The 20,683-nt window shown below is 69.5% G+C and carries 22 protein-coding genes; 9 read left to right on the forward strand and 13 right to left on the reverse strand.

Going from position 1 to position 20,683, the window contains the following annotated elements:
- Position 1 precedes the first annotated feature (1 nt).
- Positions 2–577 (forward strand): peroxidase-related enzyme, encoded by a 576-nt coding sequence (locus ACWEGE_RS12225; protein WP_449660471.1) that lies wholly within the window; start codon positions 2–4, stop codon positions 575–577.
- Here ACWEGE_RS12225 and ACWEGE_RS12230 read toward each other — a convergent pair.
- From ACWEGE_RS12230 to ACWEGE_RS12245, 4 genes are all read right to left on the reverse strand, one after another.
- On the reverse strand, positions 574–1,503 hold the full coding sequence (locus tag ACWEGE_RS12230; RefSeq protein ID WP_449660472.1) for a bifunctional helix-turn-helix transcriptional regulator/GNAT family N-acetyltransferase: 930 nt from the start codon (positions 1,501–1,503) through the stop codon (positions 574–576). The genes ACWEGE_RS12225 and ACWEGE_RS12230 overlap by 4 nt on opposite strands.
- Positions 1,504–1,727: 224 nt before the next feature.
- Positions 1,728–1,877 (reverse strand): hypothetical protein, encoded by a 150-nt coding sequence (locus ACWEGE_RS12235; RefSeq protein WP_167344411.1) that lies wholly within the window; start codon positions 1,875–1,877, stop codon positions 1,728–1,730.
- Between the two features lie 260 nt (positions 1,878–2,137).
- Positions 2,138–3,328, reverse strand: coding sequence for an AAA family ATPase (locus ACWEGE_RS12240; RefSeq protein ID WP_449660473.1), 1,191 nt, complete (start codon positions 3,326–3,328; stop codon positions 2,138–2,140).
- A gap of 155 nt (positions 3,329–3,483) precedes the next feature.
- Entirely contained in the window at positions 3,484–4,218 is a 735-nt protein-coding gene (locus tag ACWEGE_RS12245) for a MerR family transcriptional regulator (RefSeq protein WP_449660474.1), read from the reverse strand.
- 171 nt (positions 4,219–4,389) lie between these two features.
- Between ACWEGE_RS12245 and ACWEGE_RS12250 the strand changes: the two genes are divergently transcribed.
- Positions 4,390–4,935, forward strand: coding sequence for a DoxX family membrane protein (locus tag ACWEGE_RS12250; RefSeq protein WP_449660475.1), 546 nt, complete (start codon positions 4,390–4,392; stop codon positions 4,933–4,935).
- Between the two features lie 48 nt (positions 4,936–4,983).
- On the opposite strand, the gene ACWEGE_RS12255 is transcribed toward ACWEGE_RS12250, so the two are convergent.
- Complete coding sequence (locus tag ACWEGE_RS12255) at positions 4,984–6,327, reverse strand: acetyl-CoA C-acetyltransferase (protein WP_449660476.1); 1,344 nt, start codon at positions 6,325–6,327, stop codon at positions 4,984–4,986.
- 92 nt (positions 6,328–6,419) lie between these two features.
- Between ACWEGE_RS12255 and ACWEGE_RS12260 the strand changes: the two genes are divergently transcribed.
- Both ACWEGE_RS12260 and ACWEGE_RS12265 read left to right on the forward strand, forming a co-directional pair.
- Complete coding sequence (locus ACWEGE_RS12260; RefSeq protein ID WP_449660477.1) at positions 6,420–7,754, forward strand: 3-oxoacyl-ACP reductase; 1,335 nt, start codon at positions 6,420–6,422, stop codon at positions 7,752–7,754.
- 1 nt (position 7,755) lies between these two features.
- Positions 7,756–8,586 carry a MaoC family dehydratase gene (locus tag ACWEGE_RS12265; protein WP_449660478.1) on the forward strand — a complete coding sequence of 277 codons (831 nt, stop codon included), beginning with the start codon at positions 7,756–7,758 and terminating at the stop codon, positions 8,584–8,586.
- Here the strand turns inward: ACWEGE_RS12265 and ACWEGE_RS12270 are convergent.
- Entirely contained in the window at positions 8,578–9,234 is a 657-nt protein-coding gene (locus tag ACWEGE_RS12270) for a TetR/AcrR family transcriptional regulator (protein ID WP_043787198.1), read from the reverse strand. The two genes, ACWEGE_RS12265 and ACWEGE_RS12270, sit on opposite strands and share 9 nt — an antisense overlap.
- Positions 9,235–9,360: 126 nt before the next feature.
- On the opposite strand from ACWEGE_RS12270, the gene ACWEGE_RS12275 reads away from it, so the two are divergent.
- The 3 genes from ACWEGE_RS12275 to ACWEGE_RS12285 all read left to right on the forward strand — a co-directional run bounded on the left by ACWEGE_RS12275 (position 9,361) and on the right by ACWEGE_RS12285 (position 11,886).
- A complete protein-coding gene (locus tag ACWEGE_RS12275) occupies positions 9,361–10,023 on the forward strand; it encodes an SCP2 sterol-binding domain-containing protein (RefSeq protein ID WP_449660479.1) in 663 nt (220 codons plus the stop codon).
- Between the two features lie 61 nt (positions 10,024–10,084).
- The gene (locus ACWEGE_RS12280) at positions 10,085–10,636 is read left to right on the forward strand and encodes an SCP2 sterol-binding domain-containing protein (RefSeq protein WP_449660608.1); all 552 of its coding nucleotides are present in this window, start codon (positions 10,085–10,087) and stop codon (positions 10,634–10,636) included.
- A gap of 53 nt (positions 10,637–10,689) precedes the next feature.
- Positions 10,690–11,886 (forward strand): YDG/SRA domain-containing protein, encoded by a 1,197-nt coding sequence (locus tag ACWEGE_RS12285; RefSeq protein WP_449660480.1) that lies wholly within the window; start codon positions 10,690–10,692, stop codon positions 11,884–11,886.
- Here ACWEGE_RS12285 and ACWEGE_RS12290 read toward each other — a convergent pair whose 3' ends face one another.
- Positions 11,887–12,357 (reverse strand): FxsA family protein, encoded by a 471-nt coding sequence (locus ACWEGE_RS12290; RefSeq protein WP_449660481.1) that lies wholly within the window; start codon positions 12,355–12,357, stop codon positions 11,887–11,889. It abuts the gene before it with no gap.
- Positions 12,358–12,580: 223 nt separating this feature from the next.
- Here ACWEGE_RS12290 and ACWEGE_RS12295 point away from each other — a divergent pair, with 223 nt between their 5' ends.
- Positions 12,581–12,814 (forward strand): hypothetical protein, encoded by a 234-nt coding sequence (locus ACWEGE_RS12295; RefSeq protein WP_449660482.1) that lies wholly within the window; start codon positions 12,581–12,583, stop codon positions 12,812–12,814.
- On the opposite strand, the gene ACWEGE_RS12300 is transcribed toward ACWEGE_RS12295, so the two are convergent.
- Positions 12,815–13,366 carry a TetR/AcrR family transcriptional regulator gene (locus ACWEGE_RS12300; RefSeq protein WP_449660483.1) on the reverse strand — a complete coding sequence of 184 codons (552 nt, stop codon included), beginning with the start codon at positions 13,364–13,366 and terminating at the stop codon, positions 12,815–12,817.
- Positions 13,367–13,445: 79 nt separating this feature from the next.
- On the opposite strand from ACWEGE_RS12300, the gene ACWEGE_RS12305 reads away from it, so the two are divergent.
- A complete protein-coding gene (locus ACWEGE_RS12305) occupies positions 13,446–14,342 on the forward strand; it encodes a quinone oxidoreductase family protein (RefSeq protein WP_449660484.1) in 897 nt (298 codons plus the stop codon).
- Here the strand turns inward: ACWEGE_RS12305 and ACWEGE_RS12310 are convergent.
- From ACWEGE_RS12310 to pdhA, 5 genes are all read right to left on the reverse strand, one after another.
- Complete coding sequence (locus ACWEGE_RS12310) at positions 14,339–16,285, reverse strand: ABC transporter ATP-binding protein (protein ID WP_449660485.1); 1,947 nt, start codon at positions 16,283–16,285, stop codon at positions 14,339–14,341. The two genes, ACWEGE_RS12305 and ACWEGE_RS12310, sit on opposite strands and share 4 nt — an antisense overlap.
- 20 nt (positions 16,286–16,305) lie before the next feature.
- On the reverse strand, positions 16,306–16,890 hold the full coding sequence (locus tag ACWEGE_RS12315; protein WP_449660609.1) for a TetR/AcrR family transcriptional regulator: 585 nt from the start codon (positions 16,888–16,890) through the stop codon (positions 16,306–16,308).
- Between the two features lie 123 nt (positions 16,891–17,013).
- Entirely contained in the window at positions 17,014–18,351 is a 1,338-nt protein-coding gene (locus ACWEGE_RS12320; RefSeq protein WP_449660486.1) for a dihydrolipoamide acetyltransferase family protein, read from the reverse strand.
- 16 nt (positions 18,352–18,367) lie between these two features.
- Positions 18,368–19,360, reverse strand: a complete 993-nt coding sequence (locus ACWEGE_RS12325; protein ID WP_364596966.1) for an alpha-ketoacid dehydrogenase subunit beta — start codon at positions 19,358–19,360, stop codon at positions 18,368–18,370.
- Complete coding sequence (pdhA, locus tag ACWEGE_RS12330; protein WP_449660487.1) at positions 19,360–20,565, reverse strand: pyruvate dehydrogenase (acetyl-transferring) E1 component subunit alpha; 1,206 nt, start codon at positions 20,563–20,565, stop codon at positions 19,360–19,362. Before pdhA ends, ACWEGE_RS12325 begins: the two co-directional genes overlap by 1 nt.
- Positions 20,566–20,683 lie beyond the last annotated feature (118 nt).

Below are 20,683 nucleotides of genomic sequence, written 5' to 3' on the forward strand. Positions count from 1 at the left end.
TATGAGCGAAGCGGTGAGCCGGTTCCCGGTCACGGAACTCGAAGACCTGCCCGAAGACCTGCGCGAGCGCGTCGGCGCGATCGCGGAGAAGTCCGGGTTCACCCCGAACATCTTCCGCGCGCTCGGCCACCGCCCCGCCGAGCTGCGCGCGTTCCTCGACTACCACGACGCCCTGATGGAACGCACCGACGGACTGACCAAGGCCGAGCGCGAGCTGGTCGTCGTCGCGACGTCCGGCGCCAACCACTGCACCTACTGCGTCGTCGCCCACGGCGCGATCCTGCGCATCCGCGCCAAGGACCCCGAGCTGGCCGACCGCGTTTCGAGCAATCCGTGGCAGGTCGAGCTGGACGAGCGCGGCCGCGCGATCGTCGACCTGGCCCTGGCGCTCGCCCAGGACTCCGCCCTCTTCGGCGAAGGCGACCTCGAAGCCGCGCGCAACGCAGGCCTCACGGAAGACGAAATCTGGGACGTCGGCGCGATCACGGCGTTGTTCGCCATGTCGAACCGGCTCGCCCACCTCACCGCCCTCCGCCCCAACCCCGAGTTCTTCCTGCTCGGCCGCGTCCCGCGTTAGAACTCCAGGCGCCAGGTTTCGTCGGTCAGCTTCGGGCCCCAGTCGTCGAAGTCCTTCTCGGCGACGAGCTCGAACCCGGCCGCGCGGTAGATCGACCGCGCGGCGTCGAGGACGGAGACCGTCGACAGTTCCATCGCGCGGTGGCCGTGGGCCCTCGCGAAGGAGACGCACTCGGTCACCAGCCGCTTGCCGACGCCGTGCCCCCGCGCCGACGGCTCGAGCAGCAGCAGGCGGAGCTTCGCGGTGTCCGCGTCCGGCCCGGGGCCGCAGCCGATGCTGCCCACCCGCTCGCCGTCGAGCTCGGCGATCCAGAACGCCTGCCGCGGGTCGTCCGTGTTGTCCAGGAACTCCGCGGCGAGCCGGGCGACGAGCGCCTCGAACCGGGCGCCGAAGCCGTACTCGCGGGCGTACAACGCGCCGTGGCGTTCCACCACCCAACCGAGGTCACCCGGTCGTGGCGGGCGGAGGACGAGGACCGGGTCGCGGCGGCGGTCGCCGACCAGGTCGCCGATCGTGCGCATCGCGGACAGCAGGCGCTGCTGGTCTTCGTCGGCGAACCGGCGCAGCAGCCCGCCGATCTGGTCGCTCGACCGGCGGTTCAGCACGGCGAAGGCGTCCCGGCCCGCCGCGGTCGGGCGCACGAGCTGGCGGCGGGCGTCCTCCTCGGACCGTTCGCGCACGACCAGCCCGCGCGACTCGAGGCGCGCGAGCAGCCTGCTGGCGTAACCGGCGTCGAGGTCGAGGCGTTTCCGCAGCTCGGTGACCGGCATCGGGTCCTGGTGGGCGAGCTCGAAGAGCACGCGGGCTTCCGGCAGCGAGTACTCGGCGTCCGCCGGCCCTTCGTCGAGCACGCCGATGACCCCGGTGTAGAGCCGGTTGAAGGCGCGGACGGCGGCGACCCGGTCGGCGAGCAGGGCGTCGTTCATTGACCACCTCAACAAGTTCGTTGACGAAGTCAAAGATTACTGCGGAGTGCTCGGCGCGCAAGGGATTTACCGGGGAAATGGGAAACCCCGCGATGCTGCCAGGTCGGGGGTCCGCCAGCATCACGGGGTCGTACTGGGTATCGACGCCCCTCCGGGCGGCGTTACACCATGAGCACGATGTGGCCTAGGTCACTCGAATGGGCGACCGGCCACGGGGTGAGAGATCAGCGCATGTAGCCCGAGCGAGCCTGCGCGATCGCGATGAGTTCCTGACGGACCGTCGCGGTGGCGGCGGTGTCGATCGCCCGGTTCAGCGCCCGGCGAGTGCGAGCCTCGGCGCGACGGGCACGGAGCTTGGCGGCGATGTTGTTCATCGGTTTCTGCATCCCCTTCGAGGGTCTTGGTGGCTTGTAGGTCTAGTATGCGCCTTTTTTCACAAGTATGCCAATGAATATCCGGTGATGTGGCGCACTTGCCGATGAATCATCGGCAAACTTGGGTATGCGCCGGAGAGATTCAGGGTGGCGGCCGTCACGACGAAGCAACCCGCTAGCAGCCTCTAGCTATCTCTAGTAAAAAAGCAAGACACTCTTAGCGACGCTCATAGACCGCGAGACAGCGGTAAAAGCCCAGGTCAGTCGCGTCCGAGCAGGTAGTGGCCGAAGTGCGGGACGGTGAAGGCGATCTGCCCCCGCTCGGCGGAGTACACGAGGCCCTTCTTCATCAGGCTGTCGCGCGCCGGCGACAGCGACGACGGCTTCCGCCCGAGGAACACGGCGACGTCGGCGGTGCCGGCCGGTTCGTCGCGGCCCTGGGTCAGCGAGGCCATCGCCTGCAGGTACTCCCGCTCGGCCGGCGTCGCCCGCTCGTAGCGCGACCCGAAGAAGCCGACCGCCAGTTCCGACTCCGCCTCGGGCGCCGCGACCTGGACGTCCTTGACCGTGATCGGGTCGGACGGCGCCGCGTCCCAGGCCGCCTTGCCGTAGGCCTGGATGAAGTAGGGGTAGCCGCCGGACGCGTCGAAGAGCGCGTCGAGGGCTTCCGGCTCGATGCCGGCGTCCTCCCGCTCGATCGGCGCCATCACGGCGAAGTCGGCGTCCTCGCGGCTGAGCCGGTCGATGCGCGCGTACCGGAAGAGCCGCTCGGAGTAGGACTTCGACGCCGAGAGCACCGCGGGCACGTGCGGCAGCCCGGCCCCGACGACGACGAGCGGCGCGCCGGACTGCGACAGCTCGTGGCAGGCCGCGCACAACGCCGAGACGTCGTCGGGCTGCAGGTCCTGGATCTCGTCGATGAGCAGCGCGACGCCGGTGCCGACGTCGGCGGCCAGCTCGGCGACGTCGGTGAACAGCTCGACGAGGTCGATCTCGATGTCCCCGGAGTCGGCCCGCCCCTGCGCGGCGGGCACGTCGATGCCCGGCTGCCACCGGTCGCGCAGCTTGGCGTCGGGCTTGTTGGATCGGAGCGCAAACGCTTTCAGCACCCCGAGCACCTCTTCGACCCGGTCCGGAGCGCGATGTCGCACGGCGAGGTCCCGGATGGCCCGGTGCAGCGCGGCCGACAACGGCCGCCGCAGCTCGGCGTCCGGCCGGGCTTCGATCTTGCCGGCACCCCACTTGTGCCGCACGGCCATCGCCCGCAGCTCCCCCAGGAGCACGGTCTTCCCGACCCCGCGCAGTCCGGTGAGCACGAGACTGCGTTCGGGTCTCCCCCGCGCAACCCGCTCCAGCACGACTTCGAACGCCTTGAGCTCACGCTCGCGCCCGGCCAGCTCGGGCGGCCGCTGTCCGGCGCCCGGTGCGAAGGGGTTGCGGATGGGGTCCACTCTGCCAAGCTATCGGCGTTTCTAGCGTGAGCCCGATATTCCGCCATAGACGGCTAGCGCGTGTCGCCCAGGTTCCACCGGTCGGCCGTACATAGAGACGAACAGGTCTGCAGCCCTGCTCGTCCCTACCCCCAGTGCGCCCTTACGACGCGCCACTACCCGTTCAGGTTCCGTTCCGCGTAGATCTTCATCGCGTCCCGGACGAATTCCGCCGTCGCGCCTTCGAGCCCGTAGCGCGGGTCGTCCACGTACAGCTGCCCGAGTCCCGCGAAGTACCCCGCGGACACCGACGAGACCGCCGGCCGCAGCCACTCGTGCAGCCGCCGCGTGATCGCCTGGACCTCGTCGGCACCCGGAGCCAGGCCGGCCGAGCGGGCCGCGCCGAACGCCGCCGCGATGTCGAGCTGCTCCTGCTGGTGGGCCTTCTTCTCGTCCGCCGAGAGCGAGCGCCACCACTGGTCTCCGCGCCGGTACGCGTCGGCGCCCCAGCGCTCGGTGACCTCCTTCTCGTACTTCGTGTGGTCGAAGCCGTCGAAGACTTCTTCTGCCATCAGTCGTTCGCCTCCCTTCAGTTTCCGGAGGGTCGTGCGGACCGACTCGATCTGCCGTCCGATCCGCCGCTGCTCCTCTTCGAGCAGCTCCAGGTGGGTTTCGAGCGCCGCGGCGCTGTCGCGCTGGCCGTCGAGCACCTCGGCGATGGCCGGCAGCCCGAGCCCGAGCTCGCGCAGCAGCAGGATCCGCTGCAGCCGGACGAGCGCCTGCTCGTCGTAGTAGCGGTAGCCGTTGCCGCCGATCCGGCTGGGCTCGAGCAGGCCGACCGCGCCGTAGTGGCGCAGCGTCCGGCTCGTGGTCCCCGCCGAGCGGGCGATGTCCTGGATCGACCACTCCATGCCGCCCACGGTAGAAGTTGACGCTGCGTCAAGGTCAACCGCTAAGTCTTCATAAAGCTCTCTAGTGCTCAGACTATAAAGACCCAGAAAGCTCGATGAGGATTCGAGCGCGGGCCGAGCGGGCATCCACGGAGTAGGTTCGACCAGGCAGTGGCCCGTACGAGGAAGGCTATGACCGTGATACTCCGTCGAGTGGCACGTCCCCTGCTCGCCACGATCTTCGTGACGGGCGGGATCAATGCGCTGAGGCAGGCCGAGGGCCACGCCAAGGCGGCGGAACCGTTCCTCAACAGCGCGATCGACAAGTTCGGCGACAAGCTCCCGGAGCAGATCCCGCGGGACCCGGTGACGCTCGTCCGGATCGACGCCGCGGTGAAGGTCGGCGCCGGTCTCGCGCTCGCGGCGGGCAAGGCGCCGCGGCTCGCGGCGGGGCTGCTGCTCGGCAGCCTGGTGCCGACGACGCTCGCGACGCACAGCTTCTGGGCCATCAAGGACCCGGGCGAGCGCCAGCAGCAGCAGATCCAGTTCTTCAAGAACGCGAGCCTGGCCGGTGGCCTGCTGCTCGCGGTGGCCGACACGCACGGGAAGCCGTCGGCGGCCTGGCGCGCGAAGCACGCCGCGAAGGACGTCGGCGCCGCGGCCGGGAAGCTGAGCCGCAAGGCCGAGAAGCGCGCGAACAAGCTCGCGAAGCGGGCTCAGAAGGCGCTTCCCAACTAGCCCGCGAAAAGGGCCGTCCCCGGTGGGGGACGGCCCTTTTTCGTGCGGTTACTTCTCCAGGATCGCGGTGACGCCCTGGCCGCCGGCCGCGCAGATCGAGATCAGGCCGCGGCCGGACCCCTTCTCGTGCAGCAGCTTCGCCAGCGTCGCGACGATCCGGCCGCCGGTCGCGGCGAACGGGTGCCCGGCCGCCAGCGACGAGCCGTTGACGTTCAGCTTCGCCCGGTCGATCGCGCCGAGCGGCTCGTCAAGGTCCAGCTTCTCCTTGGCGAACGCCGGGTCCTCCCACGCCTTGAGCGTGGCCAGCACCTGCGACGCGAACGCTTCGTGGATCTCGTAGAAGTCGAAGTCCTGCAGCGACAGCCCCGCGCGCGCGAGCATCCGCGGCACGGCGTAGGCGGGCGCCATCAGCAGTCCATCCATGCCCCCGCCACCACCCTCAACGGAGGCGCTGCGCGCCGCTGGTCGACCTTTGTCGCCGTGGACGTAGTCGACGGCCGCGGTCTGCGAGAACGTCAGGTACGCCAGCACCGGCAGCTTGTGCGCCTTCGCCCACTCGTCGGTGGCGAGCAGCACCGTCGACGCGCCGTCGGTCAGTGGCGTGGAGTTGCCCGCTGTCATGGTGCCGTCCGGGCCGCCGAAGGCCGGCTTGAGCTTGGCGAGCTTCTCCGCCGTCGAGTCCGGCCGCAGGTTCTGGTCGCGCGCGAGCTTGAGGAACGGCGTCACGAGGTCGTCGAAGAAGCCGCGCTCGTAGGCGGCGGCGAGCTTCTGGTGGCTGCTCGCGGCGAGCTCGTCCTGCGCCTCGCGGGTGATCTCCCAGACCTTGGCCGTCAGCGCGGCGTGCTCGCCCATCGACAGCCCGGTGCGCGGCTCCTCGTTGCGGGGGATCGCCGGGACGATGTGCCCGGGCCGGATCTTCGCGACGAGCTTGAGGCGGTCGCCGAGCGTCTTCGCGGCGTTGAGCTGGATGAGGATCTGGCGCAGGTCCTCGTTGACGGCCAGCGGCGCGTCGCTCGTGGTGTCGACGCCGCCGGCGATCGCCGAGTCGATCTGGCCGAGGGCGATCTTGTTGGCGACGTTGACGATCGCCTGCAGGCCGGTGCCGCACGCCATCTGGACGTCGGACGCGGGCGTCGCGGGCGAAAGCTTGCTGCCCAGCACGCTCTCGCGGGCCAGGTTGAAGTCTTTCGAGTGCTTGAGCACGGCGCCGGCGGCGACCTCGCCGATCACCTCGCCCTGCAGCGAGAAGCGGCTGACCAGACCGTCGAGGGCGGCGGTGAACATGTCCTGGTTCGACGCCTTCGCGTACGGCCCGTTGGACCGCGCGAAGGGGATCCGGTTGCCCCCGATGATCGCGACCTTGCGGACAGCTGGTGTCTTCTTCGGCGGCATGACTTCACCTCTCTGGTCGTGTCCCTCACACTGTAACCTACTAGCGAGTAGGTTAGACTGCGAAGTGACGCAGACTGCACGGGAGGCAACCGATGGCTGACAGGTACCAGCAGTTCACGAAAACCCCGTTGGGGAAGTTCGTGGTGCCGAAGCTCGGCCTGCCGAACCCCGCCACGCTGCGCCGCTACCAGCCCGGGCAACCCGCTCTCGAGGGTCCCGCACTCCTGGGCGCCGCGCCCGGCGGACGGCTGGAGAAGACCCTCCGTGACCAGCTGGCCGACGCGGGCATCGAGGTCGTCACGGCGGCGGTGGACCGGCACGCGGCGCTGGTCTTCGACGCCACCGGCGTCACCGACCCCGCGCGCCTGCGCGAGGTCTACGACTTCTTCCACCCGGTGATCCGCAGCGTCGGGCCGTCCGGCCGGGTCGTCGTGCTGGGTACCCCGCCGGAGCAGGTCGAGGGCCGCGAGCGGATCGCCCAGCGCGCGCTCGAAGGCTTCATCCGCTCGGTGGGCAAGGAGCTGAAGCGCGGCGCGACGGCGCAGCTCGTGTACGTCGCCGAAGGCGCCGAAGAGGCAACGGAGTCGACGCTGCGCTTCCTGCTCTCGGCGAAGTCGGCGTTCGTCGACGCGCAGGTGATCCGGATCGGCACCGAGGGCAAGACGGCTTCCGCGCCGTCGAACTGGGAAAAGCCGCTGGCCGGCAAGGTCGCGCTGGTCACCGGCGCGTCCCGCGGCATCGGCGCGGCGATCGCCGAGGTGCTGGCCCGCGACGGCGCGCACGTCGTCGCGCTCGACATCCCGGCCCAGGGCGGGGACCTGTCGAAGGTGGCGAACAAGGTCGGCGGGTCGTCGCTGCAGCTCGACATCACTTCGCCGAGCGCGCCCGCGAAGCTCGCGGAGTACCTGAAGGAGCGTCACGGCGGCGTCGACATCGTCGTGCACAACGCGGGCATCACGCGCGACAAGACGCTGGGGAACATGAGCGAGAGCGCGTGGGACTCGGTGCTCGCCGTCAACCTCGCCTCGCAGCTCGCGGTGAACGACAAGCTGCTCGCCGATCGCGTGCTGAACGAGAACGGCCGGATCATCGGCGTCTCGTCGATCGCGGGCATCGCCGGCAACGTCGGCCAGACGAACTACGCGACGTCGAAGGCGGGCGTGATCGGCATGGTCAACGTCGGCGCGCCGCAGCTCGCGGCCTACGGCGGCACGATCAACGCCGTCGCGCCAGGGTTCATCGAGACCAAGATGACGGCCGCGGTGCCGCTGTTCATCCGCGAAGCCGGGCGGCGGCTGTCCAGCCTCGGCCAGGGCGGCCTGCCGGTGGACGTCGCCGAGACGATCGCCTGGTACGCGAACCCGGCGTCGGCCGCGGTGAACGGCAACGTGGTCCGCGTCTGCGGCCAGGCCCTGCTGGGGGCGTGACGTGGCGATCCGCGAACTCGACAGCACGCCGAGCCTGACCACGCTGTACCCGAAGGCACTGCTCGGCTTCCGCAAAACGGGCTCATCGCTGCCGGACACCGAACTGGTCCGCACCGGCGTCGTCGTCGACCCGGCGCACCTGGCGGCGTACAACACGGTGTGCGGCTTCCGGCTGAGCGACGAGCTGCCCGCGACGTACCCGCACATGCTGGCGTTCCCGCTGCAGATGGCGCTGATGACCGAGCCGGGGTTCCCGTTCCCGCTGCTCGGCATGGTGCACCTGAGCAACCGGATCACCCAGCACCGCGCGCTGCGGGTGAGCGAGCCGCTGACCGTTCGCGTGCGGGCGGAGAACCTGCGCCCGCACGAGAAGGGCCGTCAGTTCGACGTCGTCAGCGAAGCCCAGGTCGGCGACGAGACGGTGTGGACGGACGTCAGCACGTACCTGCGGCGCGGCCCGGGTTCGGGCTCTTCCCGGCGTGACCAGCTGGCCCCGCCGACGCCGGACGCGATCTGGCGCGTCCCGGCCGACATCGGGCGGCGCTACGCGGAGGTCTCGGGTGACCGCAACCCGATCCACCTGCACCCGCTGACGGCTCGTCTCTTCGGCTTCCCCCGCGCGATCGCGCACGGGATGTGGACGAAGGCCCACGCGCTGGCGGCGTTCGAAGGCCGGCTGCCGGAGGCGTTCACGGTGGACGTCCGCTTCAAGCAGCCGGTGCTGCTGCCGGCCAAGGCGGCCTTCACGTCGTGGTCCGTGGACGACGGCTGGGCGTTCGAGCTGTGGAGCAAGTCGAAGCCGCACCTGGACGGCACGATCAGCTCACTCTGACGGCTTCCAGACCGCGCCCTCGATGAGGTCGTTGAAGCCGAGCCAGACGAGGTTCATCAGCCAGGACGCCAGCACGCCGTCGGAGATGTCGGGGTGGTCGAGGGCCCAGTCGGCGAGCGACTCGGCCCCGCCGACCAGGGACGCGGCCAGGCCTTCGCCGGAGAACTCGGCCTGCTCGCCGACGCCCTTGCGGGTGCCGGCGGACACGACGAGCGCGGCGACGAGCTGGATCGCCCGGGCCCGCATGTCGGTGATCTCCGCGGCGAAGGCGCCGCCGACGGTGAGGGCCTGGCGGTGCAGGACCGTCCAGGACTCGCGGTACTCGGCGACGAAGCGGTAGAAGGACCGCAGGCCGTGCCAGAGCTGCATGTCCGGCGGGAGGTCGGGCTGCACGCCGGCCTGGATGGCCTCGAGCAGGCGCGTCGCCTCGCGGCGGATGCACGCGCCGAAGAGGTCTTCCTTCGAGCCGAGGTAGGTGTAGATCATCGGCTTCGAGACGCCGGCGACGTCGGAGATCTCGTCCATCGACGCGGCGTGGTAGCCGTGGCGCGAGAAGACCTGGACGGCCGCGTCCAGGATCTGCCGCTCGCGCACCGCACGCGGCAGCCGCCTGGCCCGTTCGGGCGGACGCTGATCTTCCTCTGACACGCTCGACCTCCTTGTTGCTGCCCGGAGACGGTACCTGCAGCGGACCCGGCAGAGTGATTTCGGCACGCTTGCCCGGCTACCTACTGGCGGGTAGTATTACTGCTGGGTAACTGGAGAGGGGTGACCATGGCCGAAAACGCCGGGATGACCAGCGCCGATCGCATCGCGGACCTCCGCGGGGCAGCGCTCCTCGACGCGCTGGAGCGCCTCGACCCGCTGGGCCCGGAGGCGCACGCCCTCGACGTCAACGCGCTCACGGAAGCCCTCGACCCGGGCGAGCTCCGCAAGGACGACTTCCGCCGATTCCTGAACGTCCTGCTCGGCCTGGCTTCACGCGCGCCCGCGTTCGACCTGAGCAAGGTCGAGCCGGCCCGGTTCGCCTCCCTGGTGGCCTCCGCGTCGCGCGCGCAGCTGGAGAGCGTCGTCGCGGACCGCGCGCTGCGCGAGCGCGTGCTGGACGAGATCTTCGCCCGCATGGGCGCGCACATCCGGCCGGATCGCGCCCGCGACCTGCAGGCGGTGGTCCACTGGCGCCTGTCGGGCGGAACGGGCGAAGGCGGCTTCGACCGCTACGAGACGGCGATCTCCCACGGGTCCTGCACGGTGAGCAGGTCGATGCACGCCACTCCGCGAGTCACCATCACCATCGCGCCGACCGACTTCTTCCGGCTCATCACCCACCAGGCGACCCCGGCGGTGTTGTTCGTCACGGGAAGAATCAAAGTGAAAGGTGACCTGGCCTTCGCGGCCGGCTTGATCGGTTTCTTCGACTTACCGAAGCCCGTATAGTCCGCTCGTGCCCCGAAACGCGAAATGGCGCCGCCCCCGCACCCTTCGCGGTGGCCACGCGGTGAACGCGTTCGCGGAGAAGCTGGTCATCGGCCGCCTGACGCCCACGCAGTTCGTCCAGGTGCTCGAAACCCTGCACATGCTGGGCTCCGCGGGCGCCGGCATCGAGCTGAGCTCCCTGTCGACGGACGTCCTGGTGGACGTGGTCCGCCAGGCATCCCGCGACCAGCTGAAGGCGATCGCTTCCCATCCGGAGCTGCGTGCAGTGTTTTTGGACGAGATCTTTCGCCGAATGTCGGAGCATTTCTCACCAACCCGCGCCCGCCACGTGGATTTCGTGGTTTCCTGGCGCTTTTCCGAGGGCACGGGCGAGGACGGCTACGACCGCTTCCAAACGGTGATCGAGGACGGCGTGTGCGTGTCTTCAACGGACCTGTCCCGCACCCCGGACACCACGATCACCCTGTCGGTGGACGACTTCATCCGCATGGCGACGGGCAACGCCGCGGTCGCGGCGATGTTCGTGACGGGCCGGGTGAAGGTGAAGGGCGAGTACGCGCCGGCGGTGCGGTTCAGCAGCTACTTCGACATCCCCAAGCCATCTGTGGACTAGCTGTTCTAGCTGGGTGACAGCAAACTGTCGGTGTCCACCTTTAGTGTGGTCGCATGAGTCTCGCCGACGTGTACCAGGAGCATGTCCTCAAAGCCATCGCCGAGTTCGACGACCTCGGCCGCGATGCGTTCCTGGACAAGTACGGCTTCGGCCAATCGCGACGGTACGTCGTGCTCCATGCTGGCCAGCAGTACGACTCAAAGGCACTTATCGGCGCGGCCCACGGGTATGCGACCGGTCAGGCCCTGGCGGCCAAAGAGTTCAACGGTGGGTTGCAGACCGTCGTCGCGCGGTTGACCGCGTTGGGCTTCGACTTCCGAGACCTCAACATCATGTCAGCCGACGGCTTTGCGCCGGGCATCGGCGAGATCCCCGGCTACCCAGAAGGCTCAGTGTTCGCTAGCCGGGCTGAGGTGGCGGCGAGTGGCGTCCACCGTGCGCTCCAAGCGGGCATCGTGGGAACCGGCAAGGCGGGTGCGGAATCCATCGTGTCGTCGGGCGGTTACGAGGACGACGACGATCACGGGTACGAACTGTTCTACACCGGCCACGGAGGGCGGGATGGCCGCGGTCGACAGGAGAGTGATCAGACCTTCGAAGCGTCCGGAAACGCTGCCCTGCGAACGAGCTGGTTGACCGGTGCTCCGGTCCGGGTGGTGCGCGGCGCGGATCGGAAGTCGCCGTATGCGCCCGATTCGGGTTACCGCTACGACGGCCTGTTCCGAGTCGACGACGCCGCGTTGGTGCCCGGTCAGGGCGGCTACCAGATTTGTCGATTCCGCATGGTCAAGATGAGCGTGGGCGTGGACGTCACCTTCGTCCGGCAAGATGCCTTGCTGTCTGCTGAACTGCACCACGGTGAAGCCCCGGTTGGCACCGTCCAGCCAGAGCGCAAGAAGGTCGTCACGCAACGAACTGTTCGCTCAACCGAAGTCGTGGAGTACGTCAAGAAGATGTACGACCACACGTGTCAGATCTGCGGTGTCCGCCTGTCAGTGGGTGATGGCCGGGGATATTCAGAGGGAGCGCACATCCGGGCGCTCGGCGGCATCCACCGCGGCCCCGACCTGCCGCCCAATGTGCTATGCCTTTGTGCCAACTGCCACGTGCAGTTCGACCGCGGGGCCATTGTCATCGACCCGGATCTCACGATCGTTCGCCACGGGCAGCGGGTGGGCGTGTTGACCGTGCAGGAGTCCCACAACCTCGGCAGCGAATTCCTCAAGTACCACCGCGAGACGCACGCATGATCAGTTCTCGACGATCCGGCCCTCAATAACCGTCGGCTGCTCCCGCCGCCGCGAAGGCTCCGGGGACACGACCTCGCTGTCCACCACTATCACCGGCCCGCGACGTTGGTTGGCGAACCGCACCGCTCGCTTCTCCATCCGCTTCAACCACATCCGCCGCGCCACCGCGCGCGTCGGCGGGAGGATCAGCAGCAACCCCAAGACGTCCGAAACGAACCCCGGCACCAGGATCAGCACCCCGCCCAGGCCGACCAGCATTCCGTCGGTCAGTTCCTTCTCCGCCGGCCGCCCCGAGCGGGCTGCGGCCGTGAACGCCCTCATGGCCTTGCCGCCCTCGCGGCGGGCCAGCCAGGAGCCCAGGAATGCGCCCGCCAGGAGGAGGGCCAGCGTGCCGAGGACGCCGACCGCCGAACCCACCGCCCAGATCGCGGCGATCTCGGCGAAGACGTAGAGCAGGAACGCGACAGCCATACCCGGTCAACGAACGACCTGTCCGATTTGCTCCCGGCCCACCTCGCCGGCCGCTGGTCTCACCCTTCGTGTCCGACTGGCTTCGCCGGCTCCTGATCGCGTTGTGCCGGGTCGTGCCGTTTCTCGTGCTCACCCGCGGTGGGCGCCGGGGGATGGCCGTCTCGGTTATCGGGTGGCTGGTGGTCGCCGTGCTCGTGGCCGGGGGTGCCGGTGGAGGGCTGCTTTGGTTTCTCGGCTGCCCGCGAGCCGTCAGTTCGACGTCGGGCAGCTGCTCGACCTGCTGGAGATCACCCTTTCCGTGGTCGCCGGGTTCGGCGGGGTCGTGCTGCTCGCCGGTGTCTATGCGATGGCCGGCCTGGCCGACGACTGGGCCGACAAGCGCCAGGTGATCCTGCGGGTGATCCGCGACCGGACCAAGGGTTCCTGGTCGGAGCTCGACTTCGACTTCGCCGCCTGATCAGCGCAGCAACGTCGCGATCATCGATCGCAGGCCCGCGCGCAGCCGGTCCGTCTCGCCGGTCTTCAAGAACCGCACCATCAGATCGCTGTGCAACGACCCCAACAGCAGGTGCGCGATCAGGTCCGCATCCAGTGACGGTGCCGCCGAGGCGATCAACTCCGACACGTGCGCGTGCCACGAAAGGTAGATCGGGCTGTTCAGCCGGTCCGTCGACGCCTGCTCGAACGCCGCCATCACCTTGACGTTCTTCGAAGCCAGCTCTACCACCGCGTCGAAGAACGCCGCCAGGCGCTCGGCAGGCGGTGCTCCTGGTCCCAGCGGCGGCGGACCCGAGGTCAAGGCCGCAGAAAGCTCCTCCAGCCGTGACTCCACCAGCGCACGCATCAGGCCTTCGCGGTTGCCGAAGCGGTGGAACACCGTTCCCTTGCCGACGCCGGCCGCGGCAGCGACGCGCTCCATCGACACCTCGGCCAGCTCGTGCGAGGCCAGCAGCTCCTCCGTCGCGCGCAGGATTGCGCGGCGGTTGCGGGCCGCGTCGGCGCGTTCCATGAAGACTCCTCGACAAGTTGACCGTCGGTCATATAGTAGGCGGCCGTAAGTTGACCGTCGGTCCAGTTAGGGGAAAGCGATGCGGGCAGTGGTGCAACACGGTTCTGGTGGTCCCGAGGTCCTCAAGGTCGAGGACCGGCCCGAACCGACGCGGAATCCCGGCGAAGTCCTCGTCAGGACCGAGGCCATCGGGGTGCCGTTCTACGAGACGCAGCTGCGGTCCGGTCTGCTGCCGGCCGGCGAGCCGGCGATCTTCGGGCACGAGGCCGCGGGGATCGTCGTGGAGGCCGACGACCCGGCCTTGCCGGGACGCAGGGTCGTCACCATGTCCTACACCGGGGGTGCGTACGCCGAGGTGGTCGCGGCGAGCCAATACACGCTCGTGCCCGACGGCATCACGCCCGAGCAGGCCGTCGCCGCTGCCGTTCCGGCCTCCGTGGCGCTCACCTTGATGAAGACCGCGGACGTCGAAGCGGGCGAAACGGTGCTGGTCGAGGCCGCCTCCGGGGCGATCGGCGGCTACCTGGCCCGGCTGGCCGAACTAAGAGGTGCCCGAGTGGTGGCGACGGCCGGCGGCGGGAAAGCCGACATCGACCACCGCGACCCGGACTGGCGGCAGAAAGTGCCCGACGGCATCGACGTCGTCTTCGAGTCGATCGGCGGCCCGCGCGCCGCCGAGCTGCTCGCGAAACTCGCGCCGCACGGCCGGATCCTCGCCTACGGCATGCTCAGCGGCGAATTCCCGGCGTTCCCCGTCGCCGGCCTCATCGCCCGCGGCCTCACCCTGATCGGCTTCGGCGGGCCCGACGCCTACGGCAAGCAGGTCGCGGCCGGCCGCGCCGAGGCACTCGGCCTGGTCGCGGACGGCACGCTGACCCCGGTCATCGACCGCACCTACCCCCTCGCGGACGTCGTCGCCGCGCACGCGCGCGTCGAGAGCCGCGAAGGGGTCGGCAAGGTCGTGCTCGTTCCCTAGCTCGGCACCTCGTCCAGGTACGCCTGCGCCTGCAACGTGAACAGCTCCGCGTACCCCGCCTTCGCCGCCATCAGCTCCTCGTGCGTCCCGTACTCGGCCACCTTCCCGTGGTCCAGCAGCAGGATCCGCTCCGCCTGCCGCACGGTCGAGAACCGGTGCGAGATGTACAGCGTCGTCCGGCCTTCGGACAGCTCGCGCAGCCGGGAGAACAGGTCGTGCTCGGCCTGGGCGTCCAGGGCCGACGTCGGCTCGTCGAGGATCAGGATCGGTGCCTCGCGCTGGAACGCCCTGGCCAGCGCGATCTTCTGCCACTCCCCGCCGGACAGCGAAACGCCCTGGTCGAACCAACGTCCCAGCGGGCTGTCGTAGCCGGACGGCAGCCGCTCGATGCGCTCGTCCGCGCCGGCGCGGCGGGCCGAATCCTCGATGTGCGGCCGGTCCTCCAGCCGCGCGAGGTCGCCGAGGCCGATGTTCTCCGCCGCTGTTCCCTGGTACGTGACGTAGTCCTGGAACATCGCGCTGATCCGCCGGCGCAGCTCGTCCGGGTCGTACTCGCGGATGTCGACGCCGTCGAGCAGGATGCGGCCGTCCGTCGGGTCGTACAGCCGGCAGAGGAGCTTGAACAGCGTCGACTTGCCCGCGCCATTGCGGCCCACCACCGCCACCGTCTCGCCCGGGCGGATCTCGAAGCTGACGTCCTCCAGGGCCGGCTCCTCCGAACCCGGGTACGCGAAGGTGACCGAGTCGAACTCGATGTGTCCGTCCACTTTGGCCGGGAAGGGCCGCGGCGCGGCCGGCGCGGTGATCTCCGGCTTCGTGTCCAGGAACCGGTACAGCGTGTCGAGGTAGAGGTTGTTCTCGTACATCCCCGAAAAGGCCGTGAACAGCCCGGACACCGACGCCTGCACGGACGTCGCCGCGGCCGTGTACAGCGCCAGGTCGCCCAGCGTCAGCCGGCCGCCGACCGCCTCCAAAGCGATGTACAGCGCGATCGCCGAACCCGCGAACGTGCTCAGCAGCCCCCAGGACGTCGAACTGATGTTGCGGTTGATCGTCAGCTTCCGCTGCCGCTCGTACGAGACCAAGCCCAGCCGGCGGAACCGGTCGACGAAGTACGGGCCGAGCCCGAACAGCTTCGTCTCCTTGGCGTAGGTGTCCGTGGTGACCAGCGACGACAGGTAGTCCATCCGCCGCTTGATCGGCGACATCAGGAAGGTCAGCCAGAACGCGCGCGAGCCGTACTTGGACTGCGAGATGAACGCCGGGATCGGCGCCACCAGCGCGACCAGCGCCAGCAGCGGGCTGATCGCGACGAGCAGCGCGATCATGCTGCCGAAGGTGATCAGCGTCCGCACGAGCCCCAGCGCGGAGTTCATCATCGACAGCGGCCGCGTCGGCGCCTCCTGCGCCGCCTGGCGCAGCATGTCGTAGGACGCGGACCCCTCGAAGTACGCGAGGTGCAGTTCGCTCGCGTGCGCCATCACCTGGTGGCGGATGGTCAGCGTCATGCGTTCCTGCAGCAGCGACTGCGCGATCGACGTCAGCGCGCTGCTGATCGCGGTCGCGGCGAGCACGCCGAACTGGAACAGCGCGACGTTCACGATGTCGCCGGTGGTCCCCTTGCCCTGGATCGCCGCGACGACGGAGTCGAGCAGCAGCTTCGCCACGTACGCGGTCACCGTCGGCAGCAGGCCCGACAACAGCGTGATCAGCGCCAGGAGGATGGTCAGGACCGGGCTGGCCTGCCAGGTCAGCTTGACGACCTTCGGCAGGCCGCGGACCGTGCCCGCCACCGACGTCTTCGCGCGCCTCAGCCGGGAGCGCAGGTCCTTCGGCTGGTCGTCCTGCTTCGGTTCGGGGATGTCGACGGGCCCGGTCAGCCCGCTCTCCGGCACGGTCACGGCGTGCCGCCGTCTTCCTCGCCGCGCCAGCATGAACTCCATGCCGCCCCCACCGCCCGGGATCACTGAGCCTCCACCGCGCCGTGCAGGAAGACGTCGACCACCTGGCGCGTGGTGGCGGCGTTGTCGTCCGGCGCCATCCGCCGTCCGCCGAACAGCAGGGTGAGGAACAGCGCGGCCAGCTGCTCCGGGGCCAGCCGCAGCCGGTCCTTCTCGGGTTCGAACAGTTCGGTGATCGCGCCGCGCATGGCGGCCATCGACTCGCTGCGGCCGCCCTTCAGCGTGCGGTTCTTCAGGCGCTGCTCGGGGTCGCGGTGCCGGACGCGGCCGGTCGCGTGCAGGGCGCCCATCAGCGCGCCCATCCGCTCGAAGTGCGCGCCGAGCGCTTCGGCGGCCTCGACGAGCCTGTCCGCCAGTGGTTGTTCGATGGGGATTTCGGCGATCGCGTCGAGGACGTGGTCGGGGCGCAGCACCTCGGCGGTGCAGGCGTCGAACAGCTCGTCCTTGTCCTTGAACGCGCGGAAGATGGTGCCCTCGCCGATGCCGGCGGCGCGGGCGATCTGGCTGGTCGTGACCGCGGTGCCGTGGTCCATCAGGAGCGGCAGCACCGCGTGCACGATCATGGCGCGCCGGTCTTCGGCGCTCATGCTCGGCGCTCTGCGCCGGGTCTCGGGTGCTGGTGTCATGCCACCAGTGTGCGGAGTGAGTGCTCACTCCGTCAAATGGATAAAAGTGAAGGCCGCCCGAAAGCGGCCCTCACCTGGGAAAACTCAGTACGTCATGGCCATCGCCGGGTCGGCCAGCAGCGCACCGACGTCGGCGAGGAACTCCGAGCCCTGCTGGCCGTCGACCACGCGGTGGTCGAAGCTCAGCGACAGCTGGAGCACCTTCCGGACCTTGATCTCGCCGTCGACCACCCACGGCTGGTCCTTGATCGCGCCGAGGCACAGGATCGCGGACTCGCCCGGGTTGATGATCGGCGTTCCCGTGTCGACGCCGAACACGCCGACGTTGGTGATCGTGATCGTGCCGTTCGCCATGTCCGCCGGCGAGGTCTTGCCCTCGCGGGCGGTGTCCGTCAACGCCGTCAGCGCGTTGGCCAGCTCCTTCAGCGACATCGAGTCGGCGTCGCGGACCTTGGGCACGATCAGGCCCCGCGGGGTGGCCGCGGCGATCCCGAGGTGCACGTAGTCCTTGTAGACGATCTCCTGCGCCGCTTCGTCCCAGACCGCGTTGACGTCCGGGGTGCGCTTCGCCGCCAGGCACACGGCCTTCGCGGCGAACGTCAGCGGCGTGACCTTGACCCCGGCGAACTCCCGCGACTTCTTCAGCTTCTCGCGGAACTCCATCATCGGCGTGACGTCGATGGTCAGGAACTCCGTGACGTGCGGAGCGGTGTACGCGCTCTGCACCATCGCGGCCGCGGTGGCCTTGCGGACGCCCTTGACCGGCACCCGCCGCTCGCGGGTGGCCGGGTCGTAGCCGGAGTCCACAGTGGACGAAACCGGCGCGGCGGCGGAGCCGTTGGCCGCCCGCTCGACGTCGTCGCGGGTGATCACGCCACCCTCGGCGGTGCCGGTCAGCGCGTGCAGATCGACGCCGAGATCCTTCGCCAGCTTCCGCACCGGCGGCTTCGCCAGCGGGACGTACCCGCCGCGAGGCGCGGCAGGAGCGGCGGGAGCCGTCGGAGCAGCGGGAGCCGGCGGCGGCGGAGCGGCGACAGCGGCCGCGGGGGCGGCGCCCTTGCGGGCCCGCCGCTGCGTGACGACTGTCTTCGAGCCGTACCCGACCAGCGGCTTCATCTCCTCTTCCTCGGCCGGAGCCGAGGCGGCGGGGGCAGCGGCGGGTGCGGCCGCGCCACCGGGGTCGACGTCGATGGTCAGGATCGGCGTCCCGACCTCCACCGTCTGGCCCGGCTCGACGTGCAGTTCGGTGACGACCCCGGCCCACGGGATCGGCAGCTCGACGGCGGCCTTCGCGGTCTCGATCTCGACCACGATCTGGTTCACCGTCACCGTGTCGCCCGGCTTGACGTGCCAGTTGAGGATGTCGGCTTCGGTCAGCCCCTCCGCCGTGTCGGCCAAGGGGAATTGCTTGTACGTGGGCATTGCGCGGAAATCCCCCTTACCAGGCGAGCGAGCGGTCGACGGCGTGCAGCACCCGGTCCAGGTCGGGGAGGTAGTGCTCCTCGAGCTTGGCCGGCGGGTACGGCGTGTCGAACCCGGTCACCCGGAGGACGGGCGCTTCCAGCGAGTAGAAGCACTCCTGCTGGACGCGCGCGGCGATCTCCGAGGTCAGCGACGACTCCGACGGCGCCTCCGACAGCGCGATCAGCCGTCCGGTCTTGCGCACCGACTCGAACACCGGGCCGAGGTCCAGCGGCGAGAGCGTGCGCAGGTCGATGACCTCGAGGGACTTGCCTTCGTCCTCGGCCGCGGCGGCCGCGTCGAGGGCGACCTTCACCGACGGGCCGTACGCGACGACCGTCGCCGTCGTGCCTTCGCGCACGACCTGCGACGAGAAGCACGGGACCGGCGTGCCGGTGACGTCGATCTCCGCGCGCAGCGCACCCGAGTGGTAAAGCCGCTTCGGCTCGAAGAACAGCACCGGGTCGTCCGACTTGATCGCCTGCTGGATGCCCCAGTAGGCGTCGACGGCGTTCGAGATGGACACGACCTTGAGGCCCGGGATGTGCGCGAACAGCGACTCCGGCGACTCCGAGTGGTGCTCGACCGCGCCGATCCCGCCGCCGAACGGCACCCGGATCACGACGGGCATCTTGATCTTGCCCTGCGTCCGGTAGTGCAGCTTCGCCAGCTGCGACGAGATCTGGTCGAAGCCGGGGAAGATGAAGCCCTCGAACTGGATCTCGCACACCGGCCGGAAGCCGCGCACGGCCAAGCCGACCGCGGTGCCGATGATGCCCGACTCGGCGAGCGGCGTGTCCAGCACGCGCTGCTCGCCGAAGTCCTTCTGCAGGCCGTCGGTGATCCGGAAGACGCCGCCGAGCTTGCCGACGTCCTCGCCCATGATCAGGACCTTGGGGTCTTCTTCCATCGCGCGGCGCAGGCCGAGGTTGAGGGCCTTGCCGATGGTGAGTTTCTGGAGGTCGGACATCAGTGCTCACCCGCCGATACGAAGCCGTCGAGGTAGGACAGGAACTCTTCGCGCTGCGCCTCCAGCACCGGGTTGCCCTCGGCGTAGACGTTGCTGAAGATCCTCTCGGGCGGTGGCTCGGGCATGTTGAACGTGTACTCGCGCAGGTCCGCGGCGAACATGTCGGCCTCGGCCTGGACGCTGTCGAAGAACGCCTGGTCGGCGTACCCGCCGCGGGCCAGGTACGCGCGGACGCGCTCGATCGGGTCCTTGAGCTTCCACTCCTCCAGCTCGTCGGAGAGCCGGTAGCGGGTGGGGTCGTCGGTCGTCGTGTGCGCGTCCATCCGGTAGGTGAACGCCTCGATCAGGACGGGTCCGTTGCCGTGGCGGCACTCGTCGAGCGCCCAGCGCGACACCGCGAGGCAGGCCAGGACGTCGTTGCCGTCGACGCGGATGCCGGGGAAGCCGTAGCCGCGGGCGCGCTGGTACAGCGGCAGGCGCGACTGGCGCTCGGTCGGCTCGGAGATCGCCCACTGGTTGTTCTGGCAGAAGAACACCAGCGGCGCGTCGTAGACCGCGGCCCAGACGAATCCTTCGTGGACGTCACCCTGCGAGGTCGCGCCGTCTCCGAAGTAGACAATGGTCGCTTCGCCGTCGTCGTCACCGACCTTGCCCTCGAACTTCTGGCCCATCGCGTAGCCGGCGGCGTTGAGCACCTGGTTGCCGATCACGATGGTGTACGGGTGGAAACCGTGCTGCCGGTAGTCCCAGCCGCTGTGGTCGGTGCACCGGAAGATGCCGAGCAGGTCCTTCATGTCGACCCCGCGCGTGAACGCGACGCCGTGCTCGCGGTAGCTCGGGAAGGCCATGTCGTTGGCCTTCAGCGCCCGGCCCGAGCCGATCTGCGCGGCCTCCTGGCCGAGCAGCGGCACCCAGATGCCGAGCTGGCCCTGGCGCTGCATGGCGTTCGCTTCGCGGTCGGCCCGCCGGACCAGCACCATGTCGCGGTACAGGCCGCGGAGTGCTTCGGCGTCGACGTCCTCGACGTACTTGTCGAACTGGGGCGAGGGAACCCGTTCGCCTTCGGGGGTGAGCAGCTGAGTCAGCTCAGCGCCACCTTCGCTCGTTGCCCGCAATCCGGCGATCACCTGCTCGGGGGAAGGCTGGGCCGCTACGGCGGCCGGCCCGTCTCCGGGCTCCGGGTGCGTCCACTGTTCGGACGGCATGCGCAGTACTCCTCGGTGTCGGTGCCTCTGGCGGCCGCTTGTGGCGACCACAGCGACTGCACCGGCGGGGACCAGCGCATCGGGTCCGAAGCGCTCGGTCACCGTCGGCGTTGACGGT

Source organism: Amycolatopsis sp. NPDC004747 (assembly GCF_053601335.1).